The sequence below is a fragment of the Actinoplanes sp. NPDC048988 genome (genome assembly GCF_043197815.1).
Taxonomy (GTDB): Bacteria; Actinomycetota; Actinomycetes; order Mycobacteriales; family Micromonosporaceae; genus Actinoplanes.
The window spans coordinates 17,746-35,714 of record NZ_JBICTW010000021.1 but is presented as its reverse complement, the minus strand read 5'-3'; the positions used below and the strand labels follow the sequence as shown (position 1 = coordinate 35,714).

The 17,969-nt window shown below is 71.3% G+C and carries 16 protein-coding genes; 8 read left to right on the top strand and 8 right to left on the bottom strand.

The window, feature by feature from the left end:
- The first annotated feature begins 32 nt into the window (after positions 1-32).
- Positions 33-878 carry a helix-turn-helix transcriptional regulator gene (locus tag ACGFJ7_RS40730; RefSeq protein WP_392647339.1) on the top strand — a complete coding sequence of 282 codons (846 nt, stop codon included), beginning with the start codon at positions 33-35 and terminating at the stop codon, positions 876-878.
- A 78-nt stretch (positions 879-956) separates the two neighbouring features.
- Here ACGFJ7_RS40730 and ACGFJ7_RS40725 read toward each other — a convergent pair whose 3' ends face one another.
- On the bottom strand, positions 957-1,775 hold the full coding sequence (locus tag ACGFJ7_RS40725) for an MBL fold metallo-hydrolase (RefSeq protein ID WP_392647336.1): 819 nt from the start codon (positions 1,773-1,775) through the stop codon (positions 957-959).
- Between the two features lie 86 nt (positions 1,776-1,861).
- A complete protein-coding gene (locus ACGFJ7_RS40720; RefSeq protein ID WP_392647334.1) occupies positions 1,862-2,770 on the bottom strand; it encodes a LysR family transcriptional regulator in 909 nt (302 codons plus the stop codon).
- 108 nt (positions 2,771-2,878) lie between these two features.
- On the opposite strand from ACGFJ7_RS40720, the gene ACGFJ7_RS40715 reads away from it, so the two are divergent.
- Both ACGFJ7_RS40715 and ACGFJ7_RS40710 read left to right on the top strand, forming a co-directional pair.
- A complete protein-coding gene (locus ACGFJ7_RS40715; RefSeq protein WP_392647332.1) occupies positions 2,879-3,811 on the top strand; it encodes an NAD-dependent epimerase/dehydratase family protein in 933 nt (310 codons plus the stop codon).
- Between the two features lie 148 nt (positions 3,812-3,959).
- Complete coding sequence (locus ACGFJ7_RS40710) at positions 3,960-4,448, top strand: nuclear transport factor 2 family protein (protein ID WP_392647331.1); 489 nt, start codon at positions 3,960-3,962, stop codon at positions 4,446-4,448.
- A gap of 115 nt (positions 4,449-4,563) precedes the next feature.
- On the opposite strand, the gene ACGFJ7_RS40705 is transcribed toward ACGFJ7_RS40710, so the two are convergent.
- On the bottom strand, positions 4,564-5,613 hold the full coding sequence (locus tag ACGFJ7_RS40705; RefSeq protein ID WP_392647329.1) for a flavin-containing monooxygenase: 1,050 nt from the start codon (positions 5,611-5,613) through the stop codon (positions 4,564-4,566).
- Positions 5,614-5,654: 41 nt separating this feature from the next.
- Entirely contained in the window at positions 5,655-6,845 is a 1,191-nt protein-coding gene (locus ACGFJ7_RS40700; protein ID WP_392647327.1) for an MFS transporter, read from the bottom strand.
- Positions 6,846-7,070: 225 nt separating this feature from the next.
- Between ACGFJ7_RS40700 and ACGFJ7_RS40695 the strand changes: the two genes are divergently transcribed.
- From ACGFJ7_RS40695 to ACGFJ7_RS40685, 3 genes are all read left to right on the top strand, one after another.
- A complete protein-coding gene (locus ACGFJ7_RS40695) occupies positions 7,071-8,066 on the top strand; it encodes a hypothetical protein (RefSeq protein ID WP_360256923.1) in 996 nt (331 codons plus the stop codon).
- Positions 8,067-8,141: 75 nt separating this feature from the next.
- Entirely contained in the window at positions 8,142-11,189 is a 3,048-nt protein-coding gene (locus ACGFJ7_RS40690; RefSeq protein WP_392647325.1) for a glycoside hydrolase family 9 protein, read from the top strand.
- A 131-nt stretch (positions 11,190-11,320) separates the two neighbouring features.
- Positions 11,321-11,524 (top strand): hypothetical protein, encoded by a 204-nt coding sequence (locus tag ACGFJ7_RS40685; protein ID WP_392647324.1) that lies wholly within the window; start codon positions 11,321-11,323, stop codon positions 11,522-11,524.
- Positions 11,525-11,576: 52 nt separating this feature from the next.
- Here ACGFJ7_RS40685 and ACGFJ7_RS40680 read toward each other — a convergent pair whose 3' ends face one another.
- Positions 11,577-12,188 (bottom strand): dihydrofolate reductase family protein, encoded by a 612-nt coding sequence (locus tag ACGFJ7_RS40680; RefSeq protein WP_360256929.1) that lies wholly within the window; start codon positions 12,186-12,188, stop codon positions 11,577-11,579.
- Positions 12,189-12,293: 105 nt separating this feature from the next.
- Positions 12,294-12,596 carry a hypothetical protein gene (locus tag ACGFJ7_RS40675; protein ID WP_360256932.1) on the bottom strand — a complete coding sequence of 101 codons (303 nt, stop codon included), beginning with the start codon at positions 12,594-12,596 and terminating at the stop codon, positions 12,294-12,296.
- A gap of 95 nt (positions 12,597-12,691) precedes the next feature.
- Between ACGFJ7_RS40675 and ACGFJ7_RS40670 the strand changes: the two genes are divergently transcribed.
- A complete protein-coding gene (locus tag ACGFJ7_RS40670) occupies positions 12,692-15,403 on the top strand; it encodes a BTAD domain-containing putative transcriptional regulator (RefSeq protein ID WP_392647322.1) in 2,712 nt (903 codons plus the stop codon).
- 48 nt (positions 15,404-15,451) lie between these two features.
- Positions 15,452-15,874 carry a peptidase inhibitor family I36 protein gene (locus ACGFJ7_RS40665; protein ID WP_392647319.1) on the top strand — a complete coding sequence of 141 codons (423 nt, stop codon included), beginning with the start codon at positions 15,452-15,454 and terminating at the stop codon, positions 15,872-15,874.
- 67 nt (positions 15,875-15,941) lie between these two features.
- Here ACGFJ7_RS40665 and ACGFJ7_RS40660 read toward each other — a convergent pair whose 3' ends face one another.
- The gene (locus tag ACGFJ7_RS40660; protein ID WP_392647489.1) at positions 15,942-17,447 is read right to left on the bottom strand and encodes a glycoside hydrolase family 27 protein; all 1,506 of its coding nucleotides are present in this window, start codon (positions 17,445-17,447) and stop codon (positions 15,942-15,944) included.
- 288 nt (positions 17,448-17,735) lie between these two features.
- Positions 17,736-17,891, bottom strand: a complete 156-nt coding sequence (locus ACGFJ7_RS40655; protein WP_392647317.1) for a hypothetical protein — start codon at positions 17,889-17,891, stop codon at positions 17,736-17,738.
- Between the last annotated feature and the right edge of the window lie 78 nt (positions 17,892-17,969).

Genomic DNA, 17,969 nt, shown 5'->3' with positions numbered 1-17,969 from the left:
CACCGGCGGCGGCCCCCTGCGAAGGTTGCGTCATGACGTCGACGACCGCGGATCCGCGAACGGCACGGCGCGCCGAACTGGCCGACTTCCTGCGGGTACGCCGGGAGCGGGTGACTCCGGGCGAGGTCGGTCTCGCCGTCGGCGGCCGCCGCCGTACGCCGGGATTGCGCCGCGAGGAGGTCGCCCAGCTCGCCGGGGTCGGCGTGACCTGGTACACCTGGCTCGAACAGGGCCGCCCGATCAACGCGAGCACCCAGGTGCTCGACGCGGTGGCGCGGGTGCTCCATCTCGACCCGGCCGAACATCAGCACCTCTACCGGCTCGCCGGCGCCCGGGCCGCGCTGCCGCCGGACCGGGCCTCCCACGCCGAGATCCCCGCCCCGGTGCGTGAGGTGGTGGCGGCCATGCATCCGATCCCGGCCACCCTGATCAACGAGCGCTTCGATCTGCTGGTGTGGAATCAGCCCTGGCAGACCCTGATCGAAACGCTGTACGACGTTCCGTGCGGACACCGCAACCTGATGTGGTGCAGCTTCACCGATCCGCAGGTCAGAGCGGGGGTCGAGAATTGGGAATTCGAAGGCCCGCATCTGGTCGCCATGTTCCGCGCCGCGTACGCCGAGCATCTGCACGACCCTCGGTGGCGTGCTTTCGTCAGCGATCTGCGCGCGCACAGCGATGAGTTCGCCATTCTCTGGGACCGGCACGAGGTCGCTGCCCCGGCCACGAGCCACCGTGTCTTCCGGCATCCGTCGGCGGGGCGCCTGGCCTTCACCACGCTGAGTCTCGAGGTGACGGAGATGCCGGGCTGCCGCATCCTCACCTACGTTCCCGCTGATGAGCCGACACGGGCGGCGATGCTCGAGCTGACGGCATAGTGAAAGGGTTGCCTCCGGTCTCGGAGGCAACCCGACCTCGGCGAGCGTCTCGGCCGGCGCGCCGGGGCTCCGCGGGGCTCAGGCCAACAGCCGCGGCGGGGCGGCGAGGACGGTGCTCGGCAGCGGATTCCAGGTGATCGTCCCGTCGGCCGCCCGGGCGACCCGGCCGAAGGGCTGGTCGCCGAAGTGGAAGGCGAAACCAACCGTCCCCGGCACCAGCAACTCGTCGAGCAGGCGCCGCCGGGCGGCCGGCACACTCCCGCCCTGCCAATCCGGGCCGGAGCCCCACTCCACATGGTTCAACTGCAACGGGTGGTGGAAGGCGTCACCGAAGCACAACAGCCGGTCGGCACCGGCCGTGATCAGATAGGACGTGTGACCCGGGCTGTGGCCGGGAGTGACGATCGCGCGTACGCCAGGAATCACCTCGTCGCCGTCCTCCAGCATGGCGGCGCCGGCCAGCACCGCCTTTTCCGGCGCCGCCCGCCACTCCGCCGCGGCGATCGCGTGGCGAGGAAAGGAATCGGCCCAGCCCACGTGATCGGGGTGCAGGTGGGTCAGCGCCAGCAGGTCGATCGCCGACGGGTCGTGGCCGAGATCCTTCAGCGTGTCGAGCAGCGATCCGCCATTGACCACGCCGCCACCCGCCTCGCCCCGCACCGGGCCCAGCCCGGCGTCGATCAGCAGTCGCCGCTCACCGGTTTCGACCAGCAGACCGCCGGCCGACATCGGCACCATGCCCCGTTCGTCCAGCAGATCGGGTGTCCACTCGCCGGGTGGTACGGACGGGAAGAAACCGGCGGCGGGGAAGGCCATGGCCCCGTCGACGACGTACGTGAAACGGACCTTGTCGAGCACCAGCGTGCGGACCGAGGACTGGTTCTGCAAGTTTGTCATGTTCGGGTCGACGGCCCCGGCGCCGAGACGTTCAGTGCTGAGGGGTAAGTGCCTCGAACCAGGCCTCGCTGCCTCACGCGAGGTCGTCAACCGCCCTCGAGTTGGTTCCTCACGTCGCGGGGCACCCGCACACCGCGAGTACGCAGGTCGGCGATGAAGCGGGCGGCGAGCGGGTCGGGTTCGCCCGGCGTCACCGCGACCAGCGGCCGAACCCACCGGGGCGAGAAGGAGCGGACGACGCCGGGGAAGCCCGCGCTGACCGCACTGACCGGGCCTATCGCGATGCCGAGGCCGGCCGCCGCGAGCTGGGGCGCCGCCGAGGTGACCGCCGTTCTCAGCACCGTCGTCAGGCTGACCCCGGCCGCGCCGAGTGACCGGTCGAGCCACGCGCTCAAGCCGTTGTCCGGTGCGAAGTGCACCAGGTCCTCGCCGTCGAGCTCGGGGAGTTCCACCGATGGCCGCTCGGCCAGCCGATGGTCTCTCGGCACCGTCAGCACGATCTCCTCCTCGGCGAGGACCGTGGAGGTGTAACGGCCGTCCACCGGGCCGGGCAGCACCAGAAGGTCGGCCTCCCCACCTTCGAGAAGGCTGAACAGGCCGTCCGGTACGACCGCCTCCTTGAGACCGATGGCCACCCGCGGGTGATGCCGGTGCCACGCGCGAATCACCGGGGCGAGCAGCGGCACGGTCAGGCTCTGAGCGCAGACCAGGCGCAACGTTCCGCCCTTGGCCTCACCCGTGGCCCGGGCCGAGCGCACCGCCGACGCGGCCGCGTCGATCGCCCGCCGAGCGTCCGTGACGGCAGCGCGCCCGGCCGGCGTGAGCGACACCCCACGTGACTCGCGGTGCAGCAGGGGCGTGCGGGTCTCGCGTTCCAGCGCGGCGATCTGCTGGGACACCGCCGGCTGCGACGAGTGCAGCAACCGGGCCGCCTCCGTGATCGATCCGGTGTCCGCCACCGCGACCAGACACTCCAGCGCCCGCAACGAAGCCATTCAGAAATCTTATCGCAGACCGTCGAAGTTCGGATTTTCCGGAGGGAAGCGATTCCGGCCGGCGAGTGCTGAAACCGTACAGAGATCACCACCACCGAGGAGAACGACATGGCACAGACCTTCATCACGGGCGGTTCCGGCTTCATCGGCCGGCGACTGGTCACCCGTCTGCTGGCCGACGGTCACACCGTCAAGGTCCTGGTCCGCAGCAAGGCGTCAGCCGACGTCGTGGCCGCGCTGGGCGCGGAGCCGGTACGCGGCGAGCTGACCGACCCCGAAACCTGGCGAGCCGGCGTCGAGGGCAGCGAGGTGCTGTTCCACCTGGCCGCGGAGACCGACATCACGACGGACCGGGACCAGCAGGAGCTGGTGACGGTGGGCGGCACTCGAGCCGCGCTGCAGGCGGCCCGGCAGGCCGGGGTGACCCGTTTCGTGCACTGCGGCAGCGAGTCCGCGCTTCTGGCCGGCGAGCCGCTCGTCGACGTCGACGAGAACGCGCCACTGCGGCCGGACTCCGAAGCCGCGTACTGCGCGACCAAAGCGGAAGCCGAAACGCTGGTCCTGGCCGCGAACGCGCCGGGATTCGCCACCGTCTCGATCCGGCCCCGGTTCGTGTGGGGGCCCGAGAGCTCCCTCGTCGAAGGTCTGGTGCAGGCGGCCCGCAACGGCGAGTTCGCCTGGATCGAGGGCGGCCGGCACACCACCGACGTCACGTTCGTCGACAACGCGGTCGAGGGTCTCGTCCGCGGATGGCTGCACGGCCGGCCGGGTCACGCGTACTTCATCACCGATCAGCACCGCGTCTCCCTCCGCGAGTTCCTTGAGACGATCTTCGCGATGTACGGAGTCGACGCCACCATCCCGGAGATCGACGCCGGTACCGCCGCCCAGGTGGTTCCCGTTCCCGCGCGCTGGTTCCTGGAGCAGACCTGCACGCTGCGCACCGACAAGGCCGTCGACGAACTCGGCTACCGGGCGATCGTCGCGCACGCGGACGGCCTGAACGCCGTGCGGGACGCGGTCGCCCTCAGCGCCGCCTGAGGTCTCCCACGCGGCGAGGTACCCGTCGCGGACGGTGACGTGGACCGTCCGCGACGACCCTAGCCCTCGTCGGTGCCGACACAGGTGCGGGGCCGGTCGTCAACGTTTCGTAGGCGTCGCGTCTGCGCCCGGCCGGTGGACTGAGACCATGACCGACACCGATCGCACCGCCCTGGCCGCCCTGACCGACCAGGCCGCCATCATCGACACCCTGCACCGCTACACCGCTGGACTCGACCTCAACGACGCCGACCTGCTGGCGTCCTCGCTCACCGAGGACGCCACGGTCGACCTCGGCCCGGCGATGCGCCGCATCGGCTACGACTTCCCTCCGCTCACGCCCCGCGAAACCGTGGTCACCAGCCTGATCGGGGCGGTCGGGCCGCTGGACAGCAGCCACGCCATCAGCAACGTTCGGGCCGCCGTCGACGGGGACACCGCGACGGTGTACGCCTACGCGCAGGCCCAGCACTTCAAGCCCGGCGTCGGCTCGGATCCGGCAGTGACCCGGCACGCGCTGATGATGAACCGCTACACCGCGACCATGCGCCGCGACGGCGCCCAGTGGCGCATCCAGCACCTCGACATCGCCAACGCCTGGTTCGACGGCGACCCGGCCATGCTGCTCGGCGACTGACACCGGCCGACAACACCAGGACACGACAACGCCCGGCGCGGCCGCTGACCTCAGCGGCCGCGCCGGGCTTGACTGGCATGGGCAGCTCGAGCTGTACCAGGGCGGGGCCCGCCGGTCAGCGGCTACGGTGCCGCGCGAGACGGTTCACCACCACGGCGGCGTCGGTGGGTATGCCGGACACGAGGCCCGAAGAGAAGGTGTTCTGGAACGGCAGTCCGACGAACCCCAGGCCGGGGACGGTCGCCGAGATTCCCCGCCGATGCGCGGGCCAGCCGTCCGGACCGAAAGCGCGCGGGGTCAGCCAGCCGAAGCCGGGCCGGTACCCGGTGCACCAGACGACGCTGGCCACATCGAGAACGCGGCCGTCGGCAAGGCGGGGCCGGCCGTCCCGGGTGCCGGCGACTCGGGGTACCCGGTGGACGCCGGCGGCTCGCAGACTCGCCGGCGACTGCCAGACCAAGGGCGCCGCCCGCCGGACCTTGGCCCGCACCAACCCTCCCAGCGCACCCGACGGCACCCGACGGCTGAACACCAGACGCTGCAACACCCGGCTGCGGGAAAGGGCGACGGGCACCGAGCCGGTGCTGGGCCCGGCCATCCACACCTCGTGCTCACGGGCGAGCTCCACGGCTATGTCGCCGGCTGATGTTCCCGCACCCACTATCAGCACCGGCCCGGGCGGCACGTTCGCCGGGTTCCGGTAGTCGGCGGAGTGCATCTGCGGAGGGCCGGGACTCAGATCACCGGCGAAGGCCGGAATCATGGGAACGCCGAACGCCCCGGTGGCCGCTATCACCGAGTCCGCCTCGAAGACGGTCCCATTGTCAGCGGTGATGCGGTGCTGCCCACCGGCGACGGTATGCGAGCGCACCCTGACGCCCGTGTGCAAGGGCATGGCGAAGTGCTCCGCGTACTCGCTCAGATAGTCCGCCATCTCGGTGCCGCTGGGATGGGCCCGCGGATCGAGGGGGAACGGCAGTCCCGGCAGCCGGCAGAACCGCGCCGGAGTGAACAACCGGAGTGAGTCGTAGCGCCGCCGCCAGACGTCGCCGGGACGGTCGTCACGCTCCAGCACCACGAACCGTTTACCGGCCGCACGCAGGTGCCAGGCGGCGGCAAGGCCGGCTGTGCCACCTCCGACCACAACGGTGTCGACCTCTGTCATCGCTGCTTCCTTTCTCGGGAGCCCGGCGCCCGGGCCGCCGTTCAACAGGCGGTCGGCCGTAGGGCGCTGGTGAGAAGGGCCCCACCGGCGATGGCGGCGATGCTGCCGGCGACCAGTGGGGAACCCGCCCCGATGTGGTCCACCAGCAGACCGCCGCCGACCGCGGCCAGGGCGATGGCGACCTGGAACACTGTCACGGTCACCCCGCCCAGTTGCTCGAGATGTGCCGGGTCGGTCCGGGCGGCCCAGGTCTGGGCCGTGGTCGGGACGCCGCCGAAGCCGAAGCCCCACAACGCGGCGGCGACGAACAGGCCGGCCCGGCCGCCTCCAGTGAGGATCATGGTCAGCATGCCCAGGCCGACCATCGCGGGAAACAGCAGCGCGGCGGCACGCAGGACGCGGTCGGCCAGCACGCCGCTGGCTGCCGTGCCCGCCACGTTGGCGATCCCGTAGACGAACAGCAGCACCGCCAGCCCGGCGGCGTCGATACCGGACACGCTCTCCGCGGCCGGGCGGATGTAGGTGAAGCCGGTGAAGTGACCGGCGACAACCACCAGGATCGACCCCAGTCCGAACAGGACCGGCCGTGACCGCAACGTCACGACCAGGACCCGGAGGCTGCCCGCCGCGTCCGGGACGAAGCGCGGCAGGGTCACCGCCTGCACGATCAGCGCGACCAGGGCCACCCCGGCGGCCAGCAGGAACACCCCGCGCCATCCCCAGAGCGCGCCGAGCCAGGTGCCGAGCGGGACGGCCGCGATCGTGGCGACCGAGACGCCGGCGTTGATCACGGTCACGGCGCGGCCCAGGTAGTCACTGGGCACGAGGCGGGCCGACATGGCGATCGCGACGGCCCAGAAGCCGCCGAGACTCACGCCCATCAGCAGGCGCGCGGGCAACAGGACGGCCAGGTTGGGGGCGATGGCCACCAGCACGTCGGAGACGATGGCCGCCGTCGTGAGCCCGACCAGCACCAGCCGCCTGTCCGTGCGGGGCAGCAGAGCCGGCAGGAAGAGGCCCGACAGGCCCGCGCCGATGGCCGTCATGGTGACCGCCTGACCGGCGGTGCCCTCGCTGACGCCCAGGTCGGCGGCGATGGCCGGGAGCAGGCTGGCCGGCAGGAACTCGGCCATCACCAGAGCGAAGACACCCAGACCGAGCGAGACGACGCCGGCCCATGACGCGGTTCGGTTTGCCGCCTGTTTCACGTCCGGCGCTGATGCGTTGTGCATGTGGGAACCCCCGTAGCTTGCCGTCGGTCGGTTGGTTGCAGGGCCCTACGGGAAGACGTCTATGTGGTTCAGCGACGGTGAGCCGGATCACGCAATGCCGCACCCTCGAGGTCCACCGCGATCAGTACGAGACCGCCGAGGGCGGACCGGTCGGGTCGACTTTGGTTTCGGCCGGGACGACTTTGGACGGCTGCGCCGCCGTGACGGGTCGGGCACGTTGACGTCATGACAGTCGACAGGAGCAGGCCCGGGCTGGTGCGGCGAGCGGTCACCAGCCCGGTCCTGCTCGTCCTTTTCACAGCGCCGTTCTTCGGTGAGGGCCTGTCCGGTTCCAGTCCGCCCTTCGAGCTTCTGCTGCCCTGGAACCTCGCTTTCATGGTGGCCCTGTACGGATGCGGCGCGCTCATCTGCCGGGAGGTCGCCCACCGGTTCGGGCTGGGGTTCGCCGGGCTGGTCCTGCTCGGCGCCGCGTACGGCGTGTGGGAGGAGGCGCTCGTCGACCGGTACTGGTTCCTCCCCCAGTTCTGGCAGGACTCCGGCATCGGCGCCTACAGCGTCGTGTGGCACACCAACGTGCTGCTCGCCGGTCACCTCACGGTGTTCCACACGGCGATCAGCATCTGCTCGCCGGTTCTCGTCGTCGAGTGGCTCGTTCCCCGGGCGCGAGACCGGCCGTGGACCGGCCGCCCGGGGCTTGTCGCCGCCGGCCTGGTGCTCGCCGTGACACCGGTGGTCTACGGCGAGTTCGACCAGCGCCCGCCGGCCCTCGTCCTCGCGGCCGCGGCGGCTCTGCTCGTCGCGCTCGTGACAGCGGCCTTCCTCGTGGGCCGCCGGCGACATCCGGCCCTCTCCCCACCGTGCCGACCGCGCCGAGGGCTCGGACTGCTCGCCTTCACCGGCGCCGGCGCCCACTGGGTCCTGACCTACACGGTCCCGTCGACCGGGCTGTCCTGGCCTCTCGGCGTGGCGCTGTCACTGCTCCCCGTGGCCATCGGTCTCTTCCTGATACCGCGCCTGGCCGTCACCGGGCCGTACGGAACCGACGGCATCCGCGTGGTGGCCGGCCTGCTCACGTTCTTCGTCCTCCTTGACCTGCTCGTCGCGCTGCTCGGTCGCTACGACATGATCCTCAGCGCCGTTCTCACGGTCTGGCTCACGCGACGGCTGTCCAGGTCGGGCACCGGCACACTCGATTCACGCGGATCGATTGACGGGCCGTAACAGGCTGGAGACAATGGACGCCTCTGGGAGCGCTCCCACTCCCCCGCCGCTCCGCGAAGCCTGAAGGGAACCTTCGTGACTTCAAACCTGCGTAAGCGGGTCACCGCGCTGACCGCGGCCGCCGTCGTGGCCACCGTGGCGCTGACGGGCCTGTCCGGGCAGCCGGCGTCGGCCGAACCGACGCAGCACATCCCCAACGGCGACTTCAGCGCCGGGACAACCGGCTGGTGGTCCACCGACAACGCCCCGCTGTCCGGCGCCGGTGGACAGCTCTGCGCCGACGTTCCCGGTGGCACCGCCAACCCGTGGGATGTCAGCCTCGGCCACAACGACATCCCGCTGATCGATGGCGCCGCCTATCGGCTGAGCTTCCGCGCGCACGCCAGCGCGCCGGCCACCGTACGGGCGAATGTCCAGCTCAATGAGGCGCCCTACACCGCTGCCCTGTCGCGGGACGTGGCGCTGACGACCGAGGACCAGAGCTTCGAGTACGCGTTCACCTCCACCCTGGACTCCCCCGGCGGCACCCTGACGTTCCAGCTCGGCGGCCGTTCCGAGGGTTTCACCTTCTGCCTCGACGACGTGTCGCTGACCAGTGACGCCGCCGTCCCGCCGGCCGGCCCCGAGCAGCTGGAGAACGGCGACTTCGCCGACGGCACCGCGGGCTGGTACTCCTACGGCACCACGGCCACCGGGGTCGAGGACGGGCAGCTGTGCGCCACCGTGCCGGCCGGGCTGGCCAACCCCTGGGACGCCGGGATCGGGCAGAACAACGTCGCGCTGAAGGCCGGATCGTCGTACACGCTGTCGTTCGACGCCTCGGCCACGCCCGCCGCCGGCGTCCGGGCCACCGTCCAGCTCGGCGCCGACCCGTACACGTCGTACTTCAGCCGTGACGTCGCGCTGACCGCCGAGCGCCAGCACCTGGAATACACGTTCACCGCCACCGAGGACACCGCCGCGGGCCAGGTCGCCTTCCAGGTCGGCGGCGCCGCCGCGGAGTACCGGCTGTGCCTGGACAACGTGTCGTTGATCGGCGGTGAGGAAGAGCCGCCGTACGTGCCGGACACCGGGCCACGGGTGCGGGTCAACCAGGTCGGCTACCTGCCGGCCGGTCCGAAGAACGCCACGCTGGTCACCGAGGCCACCGCGGCGCTGGACTGGCAGCTCAAGACCGCGGCCGGCGCCGTGGCCACGTCGGGCCGCAGCACGCCGCGCGGGGTGGACGCCGCCTCCGGCCAGAACGTCCACACCATCGACTTCTCCGCCTACACCACGGCCGGAACCGGCTACACGCTCGTCGCCGACGGGCAGACCAGCCACCCGTTCGACATCTCCGGCACCGTCTACCAGCGGCTGCGCTCGGACGCCCTGCAGTTCTTCTACATTCAGCGCAGCGGCATCGCGATCGACGGCGGCCTGGTCGGCGAGCAGTACGCCCGGCCGGCCGGTCACCTCGGCGTGGCCCCCAACAAGGGCGACACCAGCGTGCCGTGCCGGGCCGGTTCCTGCGACTACCGGCTCGACGTGCGCGGCGGCTGGTACGACGCCGGAGATCATGGGAAGTACGTGGTGAACGGCGGTATCGCCGTACAGCAGTTGTTGAGCAGTTTCGAACGCACCAAGACCGCCGTCACCGCCGACGGCGGCGCCGGCCTGGCCGACAGCACCCTGCGGGTGCCCGAACGCGGCAACAAGGTTCCCGACATCCTCGACGAGGCCCGCTGGGAGCTGGAATTCCTGATGCGCATGCAGGTGCCGGCCGGCCGGCCGTTCGCCGGCATGGCCCACCACAAGATCCACGACGCCAACTGGACCGGCCTGCCGATGCAGCCCGAGGACGACCCCGAGCAACGGGAGCTGCAGCCGCCGTCGACGGCGGCCACGCTGAACCTGGCGGCCACCGCGGCCCAGGGCGCGCGGCTGTTCGCCCCGTACGACGCGGCGTTCTCGGCCAAGCTGCTGACCTCGGCCCGCACCGCGTACGCGGCGGCGAAGGCGAACCCGGCCAAGCTGGCGCAGGACCTGGGCGGGGGCGGCGGCTCGTACGGCGACGACGACGTCTCCGACGAGTTCTACTGGGCCGCCGCCGAGCTCTATCTGACCACCGGCGAGGCGGCGTTCCTGACCGATGTGACGGCGTCCAGGCACCACACCGGCGACGTCTTCGCCGCGACCGGCTTCGGCTGGGCCAACACCGCGGCGCTGGGCCGGCTCGACCTGGCCACCGTGCCGAGCGCGTTGCCGTCCGCCGACCGGCAGCGGGTGCGCCAGTCGGTGGTCACCGCCGCCGACGGCTATCTGGCCACCCTCGGCGCCCAGGCGTACGGGCTGCCGATGCCGGGCAACGCGGGCAGCTATTTCTGGGGTGGCAACAGCAACGTCCTCAACAACGTCCAGGTGCTGGCGACCGCGTTCGATCTGACCGGCGCCGGGAAGTACCGCGACGGGGCGGTGCAGGGTGTCGACTACATCTTCGGCCGGAACGCGCTGAACCAGTCCTACGTGACCGGCTGGGGCGAGAAGGCGTCCCAGAACCAGCACACCCGGATCTACGCCCACGAGAAGGACGCCGCGCTGCCGCATCCGCCGGCCGGCTCGCTGGCCGGTGGCGCGAACGCGGGGCTGGACGACCCGTACGCGAAGGCTCTGCTCTCCGGCTGCAAGCCGATGTTCTGCTACGTCGACGACATCGAGTCGTACGCCACCAACGAGGTCGCCATCAACTGGAACTCGGCCCTGGCCTGGGTGGCGTCGTTCCTGGCCGATCAGGGCGCCGGCGAACCGGTCCCGGCGGCGTCCTGCCGGGTCTCGTACAGCAACTACGGCGACTGGGCGGACGGACGAGGGTTCACCGCGCAACTGGCGGTCACCAACACCGGCAGCACGGTCGTGGACGGCTGGGCGGTGCGCTTCGCCTTCCTCGGCGGTCAGCGCGTCCGCGAGGCGTGGTCGGCCGAGGCGGCGCAGTCCGGCGCCACGGTGACGGCCCGCAACGTCGCCGCGAACCGGCGCCTCCAACCGGGGGCGACCGTGTACTTCGGTTTCAACGCCACCACGCCGGGCGGCCCCAACCCGGCGCCGGAGCTGATCACCCTCAACGGGGCGGCCTGCGGCCGCTGACGGAGTCTCGGTAGCCATCCGGCGGCCGGTCGGCACAGCCATCCGGCGGCCGGTCGGCACAGCCGACCGGCCGCCGCTGAGCTCATACTCGTCGGTGTGGCCTTCCTGCTCTTGATCGGCCGGCGACGGACGTGAGCTCTCTGGGGCCGGCGAGCCGGCCGTTCGTCGGGCTGGCCGCCGGCGCGGGCGCCGGCTGGCTCTGGGGCTGGTCCGCGAGCGATTACGAAGCGATCGACTCAGCGGTCGGCACCGCGCTGCTGGGCGCCGTGGCCGGCCTTCTGGCCGGTGCAGTCGCCTACTCGCACGCCCGCCGCCGCCACCGCGATGGAGGATGACCGATTCGACATCGGTCCGGTCCCGCCGCGCCGGGGAAGGCTCGGCGGGGCCTCACTCGGCGGCGCTTCCTTCGGCCAGGCGGTCGTAAGTGAGGAAGGCGGCACCGCTGCCCAGCACGACGTGGTCGGTGAGGTGCCACGCGCGCGGGTGGAAGGTGGCACTGGCGGAGAACAGGGGGATGCCGGCGCCGATGGTCAGGGCGCCCACCTTGAGGACCAGCCGGTCGATCTCCTGGTAGAGCGCGCCGGCCAGCTCGGCGCCCCCGACCAGCCAGATGTCCTTGCCGGCACGGCGCTTGAGGTCACGCACCGTCGGGACCGGGCCGGCGGCGACCAGCTCGACGCCCGCGTCGGGGCTCTCGGTGAGGGTGCGGGAGAAGACCAGGTGGCGCAGGTGCGGGAAGGCGTTGGTGACCCCGGCCCGAAGTCCGAGCTCGTAGCTGCGGCGCCCTTCCAGAACGGTGTCGAAGTGGGTGCCCTCGGCGGTGACGGACAGGGCGGCACGGGCCCCGGCCGGCAGCGTCTCCGGGTAGTGGGCCGCGATGTGCTGGATGTAGTCGGCGGGCAGGGGCCAGAAGCCTCCGGGACCGCTGGGATCGGCGCCGTCCGGACCGGCGATGAAGCCGTCGAGAGTGGTGGCGACGTAGTACACCAGCTTGCGCATCGACGGGCTCGCTTTCGTGATGGTCGAGTCCCGCATCATGCCCTACGACAGCGGCACCGGCGCGGCCCGGCAGATCGGGACGCGCCGGTGATCCGGCTGCTCGGATCAGCTCGCGTTGGCGGTCTGCCAGCCGCGCTTGATGATGCGGGTGCTGCACGAGCCCGTCGTGGACCAGTTGTTGATGGTCTTCCAGGAGCCGTACTGCCGGAACTCGGTCTGGCCGCTGGAGGACTCGCAGTCCTGCCAGGCGCGGATGAGTCCGGTGCCGGCGGTGAACCTCACCGATGTGGTGGTGCTGGTGTACCGCGTCTGGATTCTGCTCGGTGCGGCCTGGGCGGCCGTGGGCACGGCCAGCAGGGCCGTGGTCATGGCGGCCGCGGCGGTCACGGCGGCAAGGGATCGTGTCATGAATTTTCCTCTCCCGGGCTTCGGTGTGGCACTGCGTCTACCGTGTTCGATGTCGGTCGATGTTTTGTTGAAGAACTGTTGAGCGCGGGGGCGTCATGCGGTTTCAGCTGCTCGGAGAGCCGCAAATTCACGCTCCGGGGCGGGTCGTGGCGATGGGGCCACCGAAGCAGGCGGTCGTTCTCACCGCCCTGCTTCTGGACGCCAACCGGCCGCTCACCACCGAGGTCCTGGTGGAACGGGTCTGGGGAACCGAGGCGCCCGGCCACGCGGCGCGCACGCTGCACACGTACGTCTCCCGCATCCGGCAGTTGCTGGAGCCGGGGGAAGGCCCGGTCCGGTTGCACCGTCACCGCGGCGGCGGCTACCTGCTCGAGCTGCCCGAGGAGTCGCTAGATCTGTCCGACTTCCGGGAGCTCGTCGCCCGGGCGGCCGACCTGGACCGGGCCGATCCGAAACGCGTGGTCCTGCTGCGCGAGGCCCTGACGCTGTGGCGAGGTCAACCCCTCGCCGGCCTGCCCGGCGACTGGGCCGGCCGGGCGCGCACGCTGCTGGTCGACGAGCGGATCGAGGCGACCGTCCAGTGGGCCGATGCCGAGATCCGGACCGGCCATCCGGCCGCCGCGATCGGGCCTCTCACCGAGCTCGCCGAGCAGCATCCGCTCGTCGAGCCGTTGGCCGCCGCGCTCATCCGTACCCTGGCCGCCGCCGGGCGTACCGCCAAAGCCGTCAATCAATTCCTTTCCGTACGCCGTCGCCTGGTCGACGAGCTGGGCGTCGAGCCCGGCGCCGAGCTGCGGGCGGCCCACCGGGACGTCCTGCGCCAGACGCCGGAACCCGACGAGATCGTTCCGGCCCAGCTGCCCCTCGACGTGCCGGACTTCGTCGGCCGCGAGGCGGAGCTGCAGCGGTTGGACGACCTGGCCCGCACCGCGGTGATCGTCATCTCCGGTACGGCCGGGGCCGGCAAGAGCGCGCTGGTCGTGCACTGGAGCCATCGGGTGCGCCGCCGTTTCCCGGACGGCCAGCTCTACGTCAATCTGCTCGGCTTCGACCCGGCCGGTGTCACGCTGAGCCCGGCCGACGCGTTGCGCAACCTGCTCATCTCCCTGGGCGTGCCCACCGCCCGCATCCCGGCCGAGGTGGACGCGCGCTCCGCGCTCTATCGCAGCGTTCTCGCCGACCGCCGGGTGCTGGTGGTGCTGGACAACGCAGCCCATGAACGCGATGTGCGCCCGCTGCTGCCCGGCGCACCGGACTGCCTGGTCGTCGTCACCAGCCGCAAGCAGCTGCCCGGTCTGGTCGCCGCCGAGTGCGCCCGGCCGGTGGAGCTGGGTCTTCTGCCGCCCGCGCAGGCCCGGGAGCTGCTGAGCCGCCGGCTCGGCGCCCGGCGGGTCGCCGCCGAGCCGGCCGCCGTGGACCGGATCCTCGCCTCCTGCGCCCGGCTTCCGCTGGCGTTGACCGTCACCGCCGCCCGGGCCCTGCAGCAGCCCGAGCTACCGCTGACACGGCTGGCGGAGCAGTTGTACGCCGTACGGGAAAGCCTTGACGCTTTTGCCGGTGACGACGAGGCGACCGACGTACGAGCGGTGTTGTCCTGGTCCTATCGGGCCTTGACCCCCGGGGCGGCCCGGCTGTTCCGGCTGCTCGGCCTGCATCCGGGCCCCGACGTGGCGTTGCCGGCCGTCGCCGCCCTGCTCGGCGAGCCGGTCGAGGCCGCCGAGCGGCACCTGCGCGCGCTGACCCGGGCCAGTCTGATCACCGAGCACCGGCCGGACCGCTACCAGCTGCACGATCTGCTCCGAACGTACGCCGGCGAGCTGCTGCGGCCCGAGGAGTCAGCGGAGCCGTTGAGCCGGCTGCTCGACCACTATGTGCACTCGGCGTACGCCGCCGACCTGATCCTCTATCCGCACCGGGACGTTCCCGAACTCACCACCGACGGCCCCGTGACCAGGCCGGCCGACCGCGCCGAGGCGCTCGCCTGGTTCGCCGAGGAACACCAGATCCTGGTACGCATGGTCGGGCGCGCCCACCAGGCCGGCCTCGACTCCGGCGCGTGGCTGCTGGCGCGGGGGTTGACCACGTACTTCGATTTCCAAGGTCACTGGCAGGACTGGGTGGCGACCCAGCGGATCGCGCTGTCGTCGGCGACCCGCTCGGGTGATCCGGCCCGAGCGGCGTTCGCCCACCTCAACCTCGGTCTCGCCTTCGCCCAGCTCCGCCCGGAAGACGCGATCCGCCACCTGCGGCTCGCCCTCGACGGCTACCGGCGTCTCGGCCAGGCGAAGGGGCAGGCGCACACCCACAACGCGCTCGCCTCGGTCCTCGGCAACCAGGGCGATCCCCGGGAAGCGCTGCGCGAGACCGAGAGGGCGGTCGAGCTGTTCGGCCGGGTGGGCGACCAGGACGGGCAGGCGCGGGCGCTCAACAACCTCGGCTGGTACCACACCCAGCTCGGCGAGAGCGACCGCGCGCTGGCCCGCTGCCGGGAGGCGCTGCGGCTGCACCGGCGGATCGGCGACCGGTACGGCGAGGCGAACACCCTGGACAGCCTGGGGCTGACGTACCACCACCTGGGCGACCACGACCGGGCGGTGCGGGAATACCGGGCGGCGCTGGACGCGTGGCGTGAGGTGGCCGACCGCTACAACGAGGCCGGCACCCTCGGCCGGCTCGGCGACACGTACCAGGCCCTCGGCGAGACCGGCGCGGCCCGGAAGGTGTGGGAGAGGGCGCTGACCATGCTGACCGACCTCGGCCACACCGACGCCGAACAGATCCGCCGCAGCCTCGACGCCCTGCCCTAGACATTTCTTCCACATCGCTTCCACACGGCGGGCGCACCGTTACCGGCCATGACGACTACGAGGAAACGCCGGCTGGCGGCCGGCATCATGAGCGTCGTGGCCATGGCCACGGCGTCGCTGTTCGCCCTGTCCACACCAGCCGAGGCGCAGGCGGTCTGCATCGAGCCCGAGCCGGCCGCGCTGTACCTGTACGCGAACCGCAACGGCAGCGGTGACGTCTTCCAGGCCACCGTGTCCGTCATCGACTTCCGCGTGTTCGGCTTCAACGACAAGGCCAGCCGGGTCTGGAACAAATACGACTGCCGGGCCTGGGTGCTGTACGACGACAACCAGTTCGAGGACCGGCATTACTGCATCCGCCCCAACCAGACGGTCGACCTGCACCTCGAGAAGTGGAACTTCGGCGACAAGATCTCCTCGGTCAAGAAGCTCACCGGCAAGAGCTGCAGCGGCTACCCGACCTTCGGCTGATCGGCGACCGGCGGCGGCCCGCCTCCCGGGTGGGAGACGGGCCGCCGGCCTCGGTGCGGGTGACGGATCAGCGGCGCGTCCAGATCTGGTTGGCGGCGCCGGTGCAGGTCCACAGCAGCACCGCGGTGCCGTTGGCGGTCAGGTTGCCCTCGACGTCGAGGCACAGGCCGGACTGGTTGCCGCGGATGGTGCCGTTGGCCTGCGTCGTCCACTGCTGGTTGGCGCCGCCGTTGCAGTCCCAGATCTGCGCCTTCGCGCCGGCGGTCGCGTTGAGGGGAGCGTCCAGGCACTTGCCGAGGGCCTGCAGCGTTTGACCGGAGGCGGTCCAGCGCTGGTTGGCCCCGGTGCCGCAGTCCCAGATGACCGGCTGGGTGCCGTTGGTGGTGGTGCCGTTCGGGACGTCAAGGCACCGCCCCGACGCCGAACTGACCAGGGTGGTCCCGGTCGGGGTGGTCGTGCCACCGCCGCTGACCCGGAAGACCACCGTCCCGTGGGAGGGCACGGCGGCGCTGATGGTCCCCGTGGTGGTGGTGACCGCGCCGGTCCACGCGTCGGTGAGCGTGAACGAGCTACCGGACTTGCCGATCGCGGCGGCGCTGGTGGTCATGGTCGCGGTGCCGGAGCCGGGGTTGTAGAGCGCCACCGCCACATCACCGTTGGCGAGGGGCTTGGCCAGCACCCGGCGGCCGCTGTCGTTGGCGACCTGGGCGCCTTGGCGGCCGAGGCTGTCCTGGTTGATGGCGATCAGCCGGCTGTTCTTGAGGATCGTGGAGGTCGCGCTGTCCATGGACCGTACGTCGTTGCCGGCGATCAGGGGTGCCGCCATGACCGCCCACATCGCGAAGTGCGTGCGCATCTCGGTGTCGGTCATGCCGCCCCGGCCGACGACCATCATGTCGGGGTCGGTGAAGCCGCCCGGCCCGGCGTACCCGGCCAGCGGCACGGTGACGTCGATGATGTTCTTGACGCCCATCGGGTAGCCGTTGGTGTTGCCGGTGTCCCACCGGTTGGTGATGTCCTCGGTGGTGCGCCACATGTTGGCCACGTCGGTCCAGTTGCGCTGCGGGCCCGTACAGCAATGGAAGCTGTTGGAGTTGATGCTCAGCACGATGGGCCGTCCCGTCGCCCGCAGCGCGTCGCGCATCTTGGCGAAGGTGGCGACCTGGTCGTTGATCGTCCCGCTGCCGTCGCAGTAGTCGTACTTGAGGTAGTCGACGCCCCAGGCCGCGAACTGGTTGGCGTCCTGCACCTCGTGACCCCGGCTGCCGGTCGCGCCGGGGTAGCCGCCGGTGGACTGTGCGCAGGTCTTGGTTCCGGGCACCTGGTAGATGCCGAACTTCAGCCCGCGGGCGTGCAGATAGTCGCCGAGCGCCCGCATGCCCGAGGGGAACCGGGACGGGTTGGCCTGCAGGTTGCCGGCGCCGTCCCGGTTGGGGTCGAACCAGCAGTCGTCCACGACCACGTACTGGTAGCCGAGGTCGCGCATCCCATTGGCGACCAGCGCGTCGGCGGTCTGTTTGATCAGCGTCTCGTTGATGTTGCACCCGAAGGTGTTCCAGGTGTTCCAGCCCATCGGCGGGGTCCGCGCCACCCCGTTCTCCAGCGCCTGCGCGGACCGCGGCCCGACGGCTCCCAACGCCACGGCGATGGCGGTGATCGCGAGGACTGTCAGCAGAACGCCCTGCCATCGGGCACGTCCAGATCGGTGCACCTTCACTCCTTCGCCGTTCGCCACGCATTGAGGTTCAGCAATGTTAACCTTCACAACGCCGCGGCGACGCGAGCTCACTTTTCGGCATGAGCGAAGCGCGACCGCCGGCGGGCGACGAAAAGTGTTACGCGGCGTCACGTCGGACGGTCCTCAGCCGGCATTCGCGTCGGCGACGTCCCAACCCGCGAGCACAACCATGAACGCGAACACTTGCCGAGCCGGTGGCCGCGCGGGCAGGTCGGCGTAGGAGACGTCGCTGTCCAGGCGCTCGCGGCGAATGGAACCGGCGGGCTCGCCGTCGATCATGAGCCGTTCCTCCAATCGCCAGATCGGGGTGCGACGCCGGTGGTGAAGGTGCCGCGAAGAACAGCGCTCGGGTGTCGG

What these genes read in the sequence shown, in the direction of transcription:
- ACGFJ7_RS40705 (WP_392647329.1), bottom strand. Translation starts at nt 5,613, where the DNA reads ATGACAGAGGTCGACACCGTTGTGGTCGGAGGTGGCACAGCCGGCCTT.
- ACGFJ7_RS40700 (WP_392647327.1), bottom strand. Translation starts at nt 6,845, where the DNA reads ATGCACAACGCATCAGCGCCGGACGTGAAACAGGCGGCAAACCGAACC.
- ACGFJ7_RS40695 (WP_360256923.1), top strand. Translation starts at nt 7,071, where the DNA reads ATGACAGTCGACAGGAGCAGGCCCGGGCTGGTGCGGCGAGCGGTCACC.
- ACGFJ7_RS40715 (WP_392647332.1), top strand. Translation starts at nt 2,879, where the DNA reads ATGGCACAGACCTTCATCACGGGCGGTTCCGGCTTCATCGGCCGGCGA.
- ACGFJ7_RS40655 (WP_392647317.1), bottom strand. Translation starts at nt 17,891, where the DNA reads ATGATCGACGGCGAGCCCGCCGGTTCCATTCGCCGCGAGCGCCTGGAC.
- ACGFJ7_RS40720 (WP_392647334.1), bottom strand. Translation starts at nt 2,770, where the DNA reads ATGGCTTCGTTGCGGGCGCTGGAGTGTCTGGTCGCGGTGGCGGACACC.
- ACGFJ7_RS40730 (WP_392647339.1), top strand. Translation starts at nt 33, where the DNA reads ATGACGTCGACGACCGCGGATCCGCGAACGGCACGGCGCGCCGAACTG.
- ACGFJ7_RS40660 (WP_392647489.1), bottom strand. Translation starts at nt 17,447, where the DNA reads ATGGGCTGGAACACCTGGAACACCTTCGGGTGCAACATCAACGAGACG.
- ACGFJ7_RS40725 (WP_392647336.1), bottom strand. Translation starts at nt 1,775, where the DNA reads ATGACAAACTTGCAGAACCAGTCCTCGGTCCGCACGCTGGTGCTCGAC.
- ACGFJ7_RS40680 (WP_360256929.1), bottom strand. Translation starts at nt 12,188, where the DNA reads ATGCGCAAGCTGGTGTACTACGTCGCCACCACTCTCGACGGCTTCATC.
- ACGFJ7_RS40710 (WP_392647331.1), top strand. Translation starts at nt 3,960, where the DNA reads ATGACCGACACCGATCGCACCGCCCTGGCCGCCCTGACCGACCAGGCC.
- ACGFJ7_RS40670 (WP_392647322.1), top strand. Translation starts at nt 12,692, where the DNA reads ATGCGGTTTCAGCTGCTCGGAGAGCCGCAAATTCACGCTCCGGGGCGG.
- ACGFJ7_RS40675 (WP_360256932.1), bottom strand. Translation starts at nt 12,596, where the DNA reads ATGACACGATCCCTTGCCGCCGTGACCGCCGCGGCCGCCATGACCACG.
- ACGFJ7_RS40665 (WP_392647319.1), top strand. Translation starts at nt 15,452, where the DNA reads ATGACGACTACGAGGAAACGCCGGCTGGCGGCCGGCATCATGAGCGTC.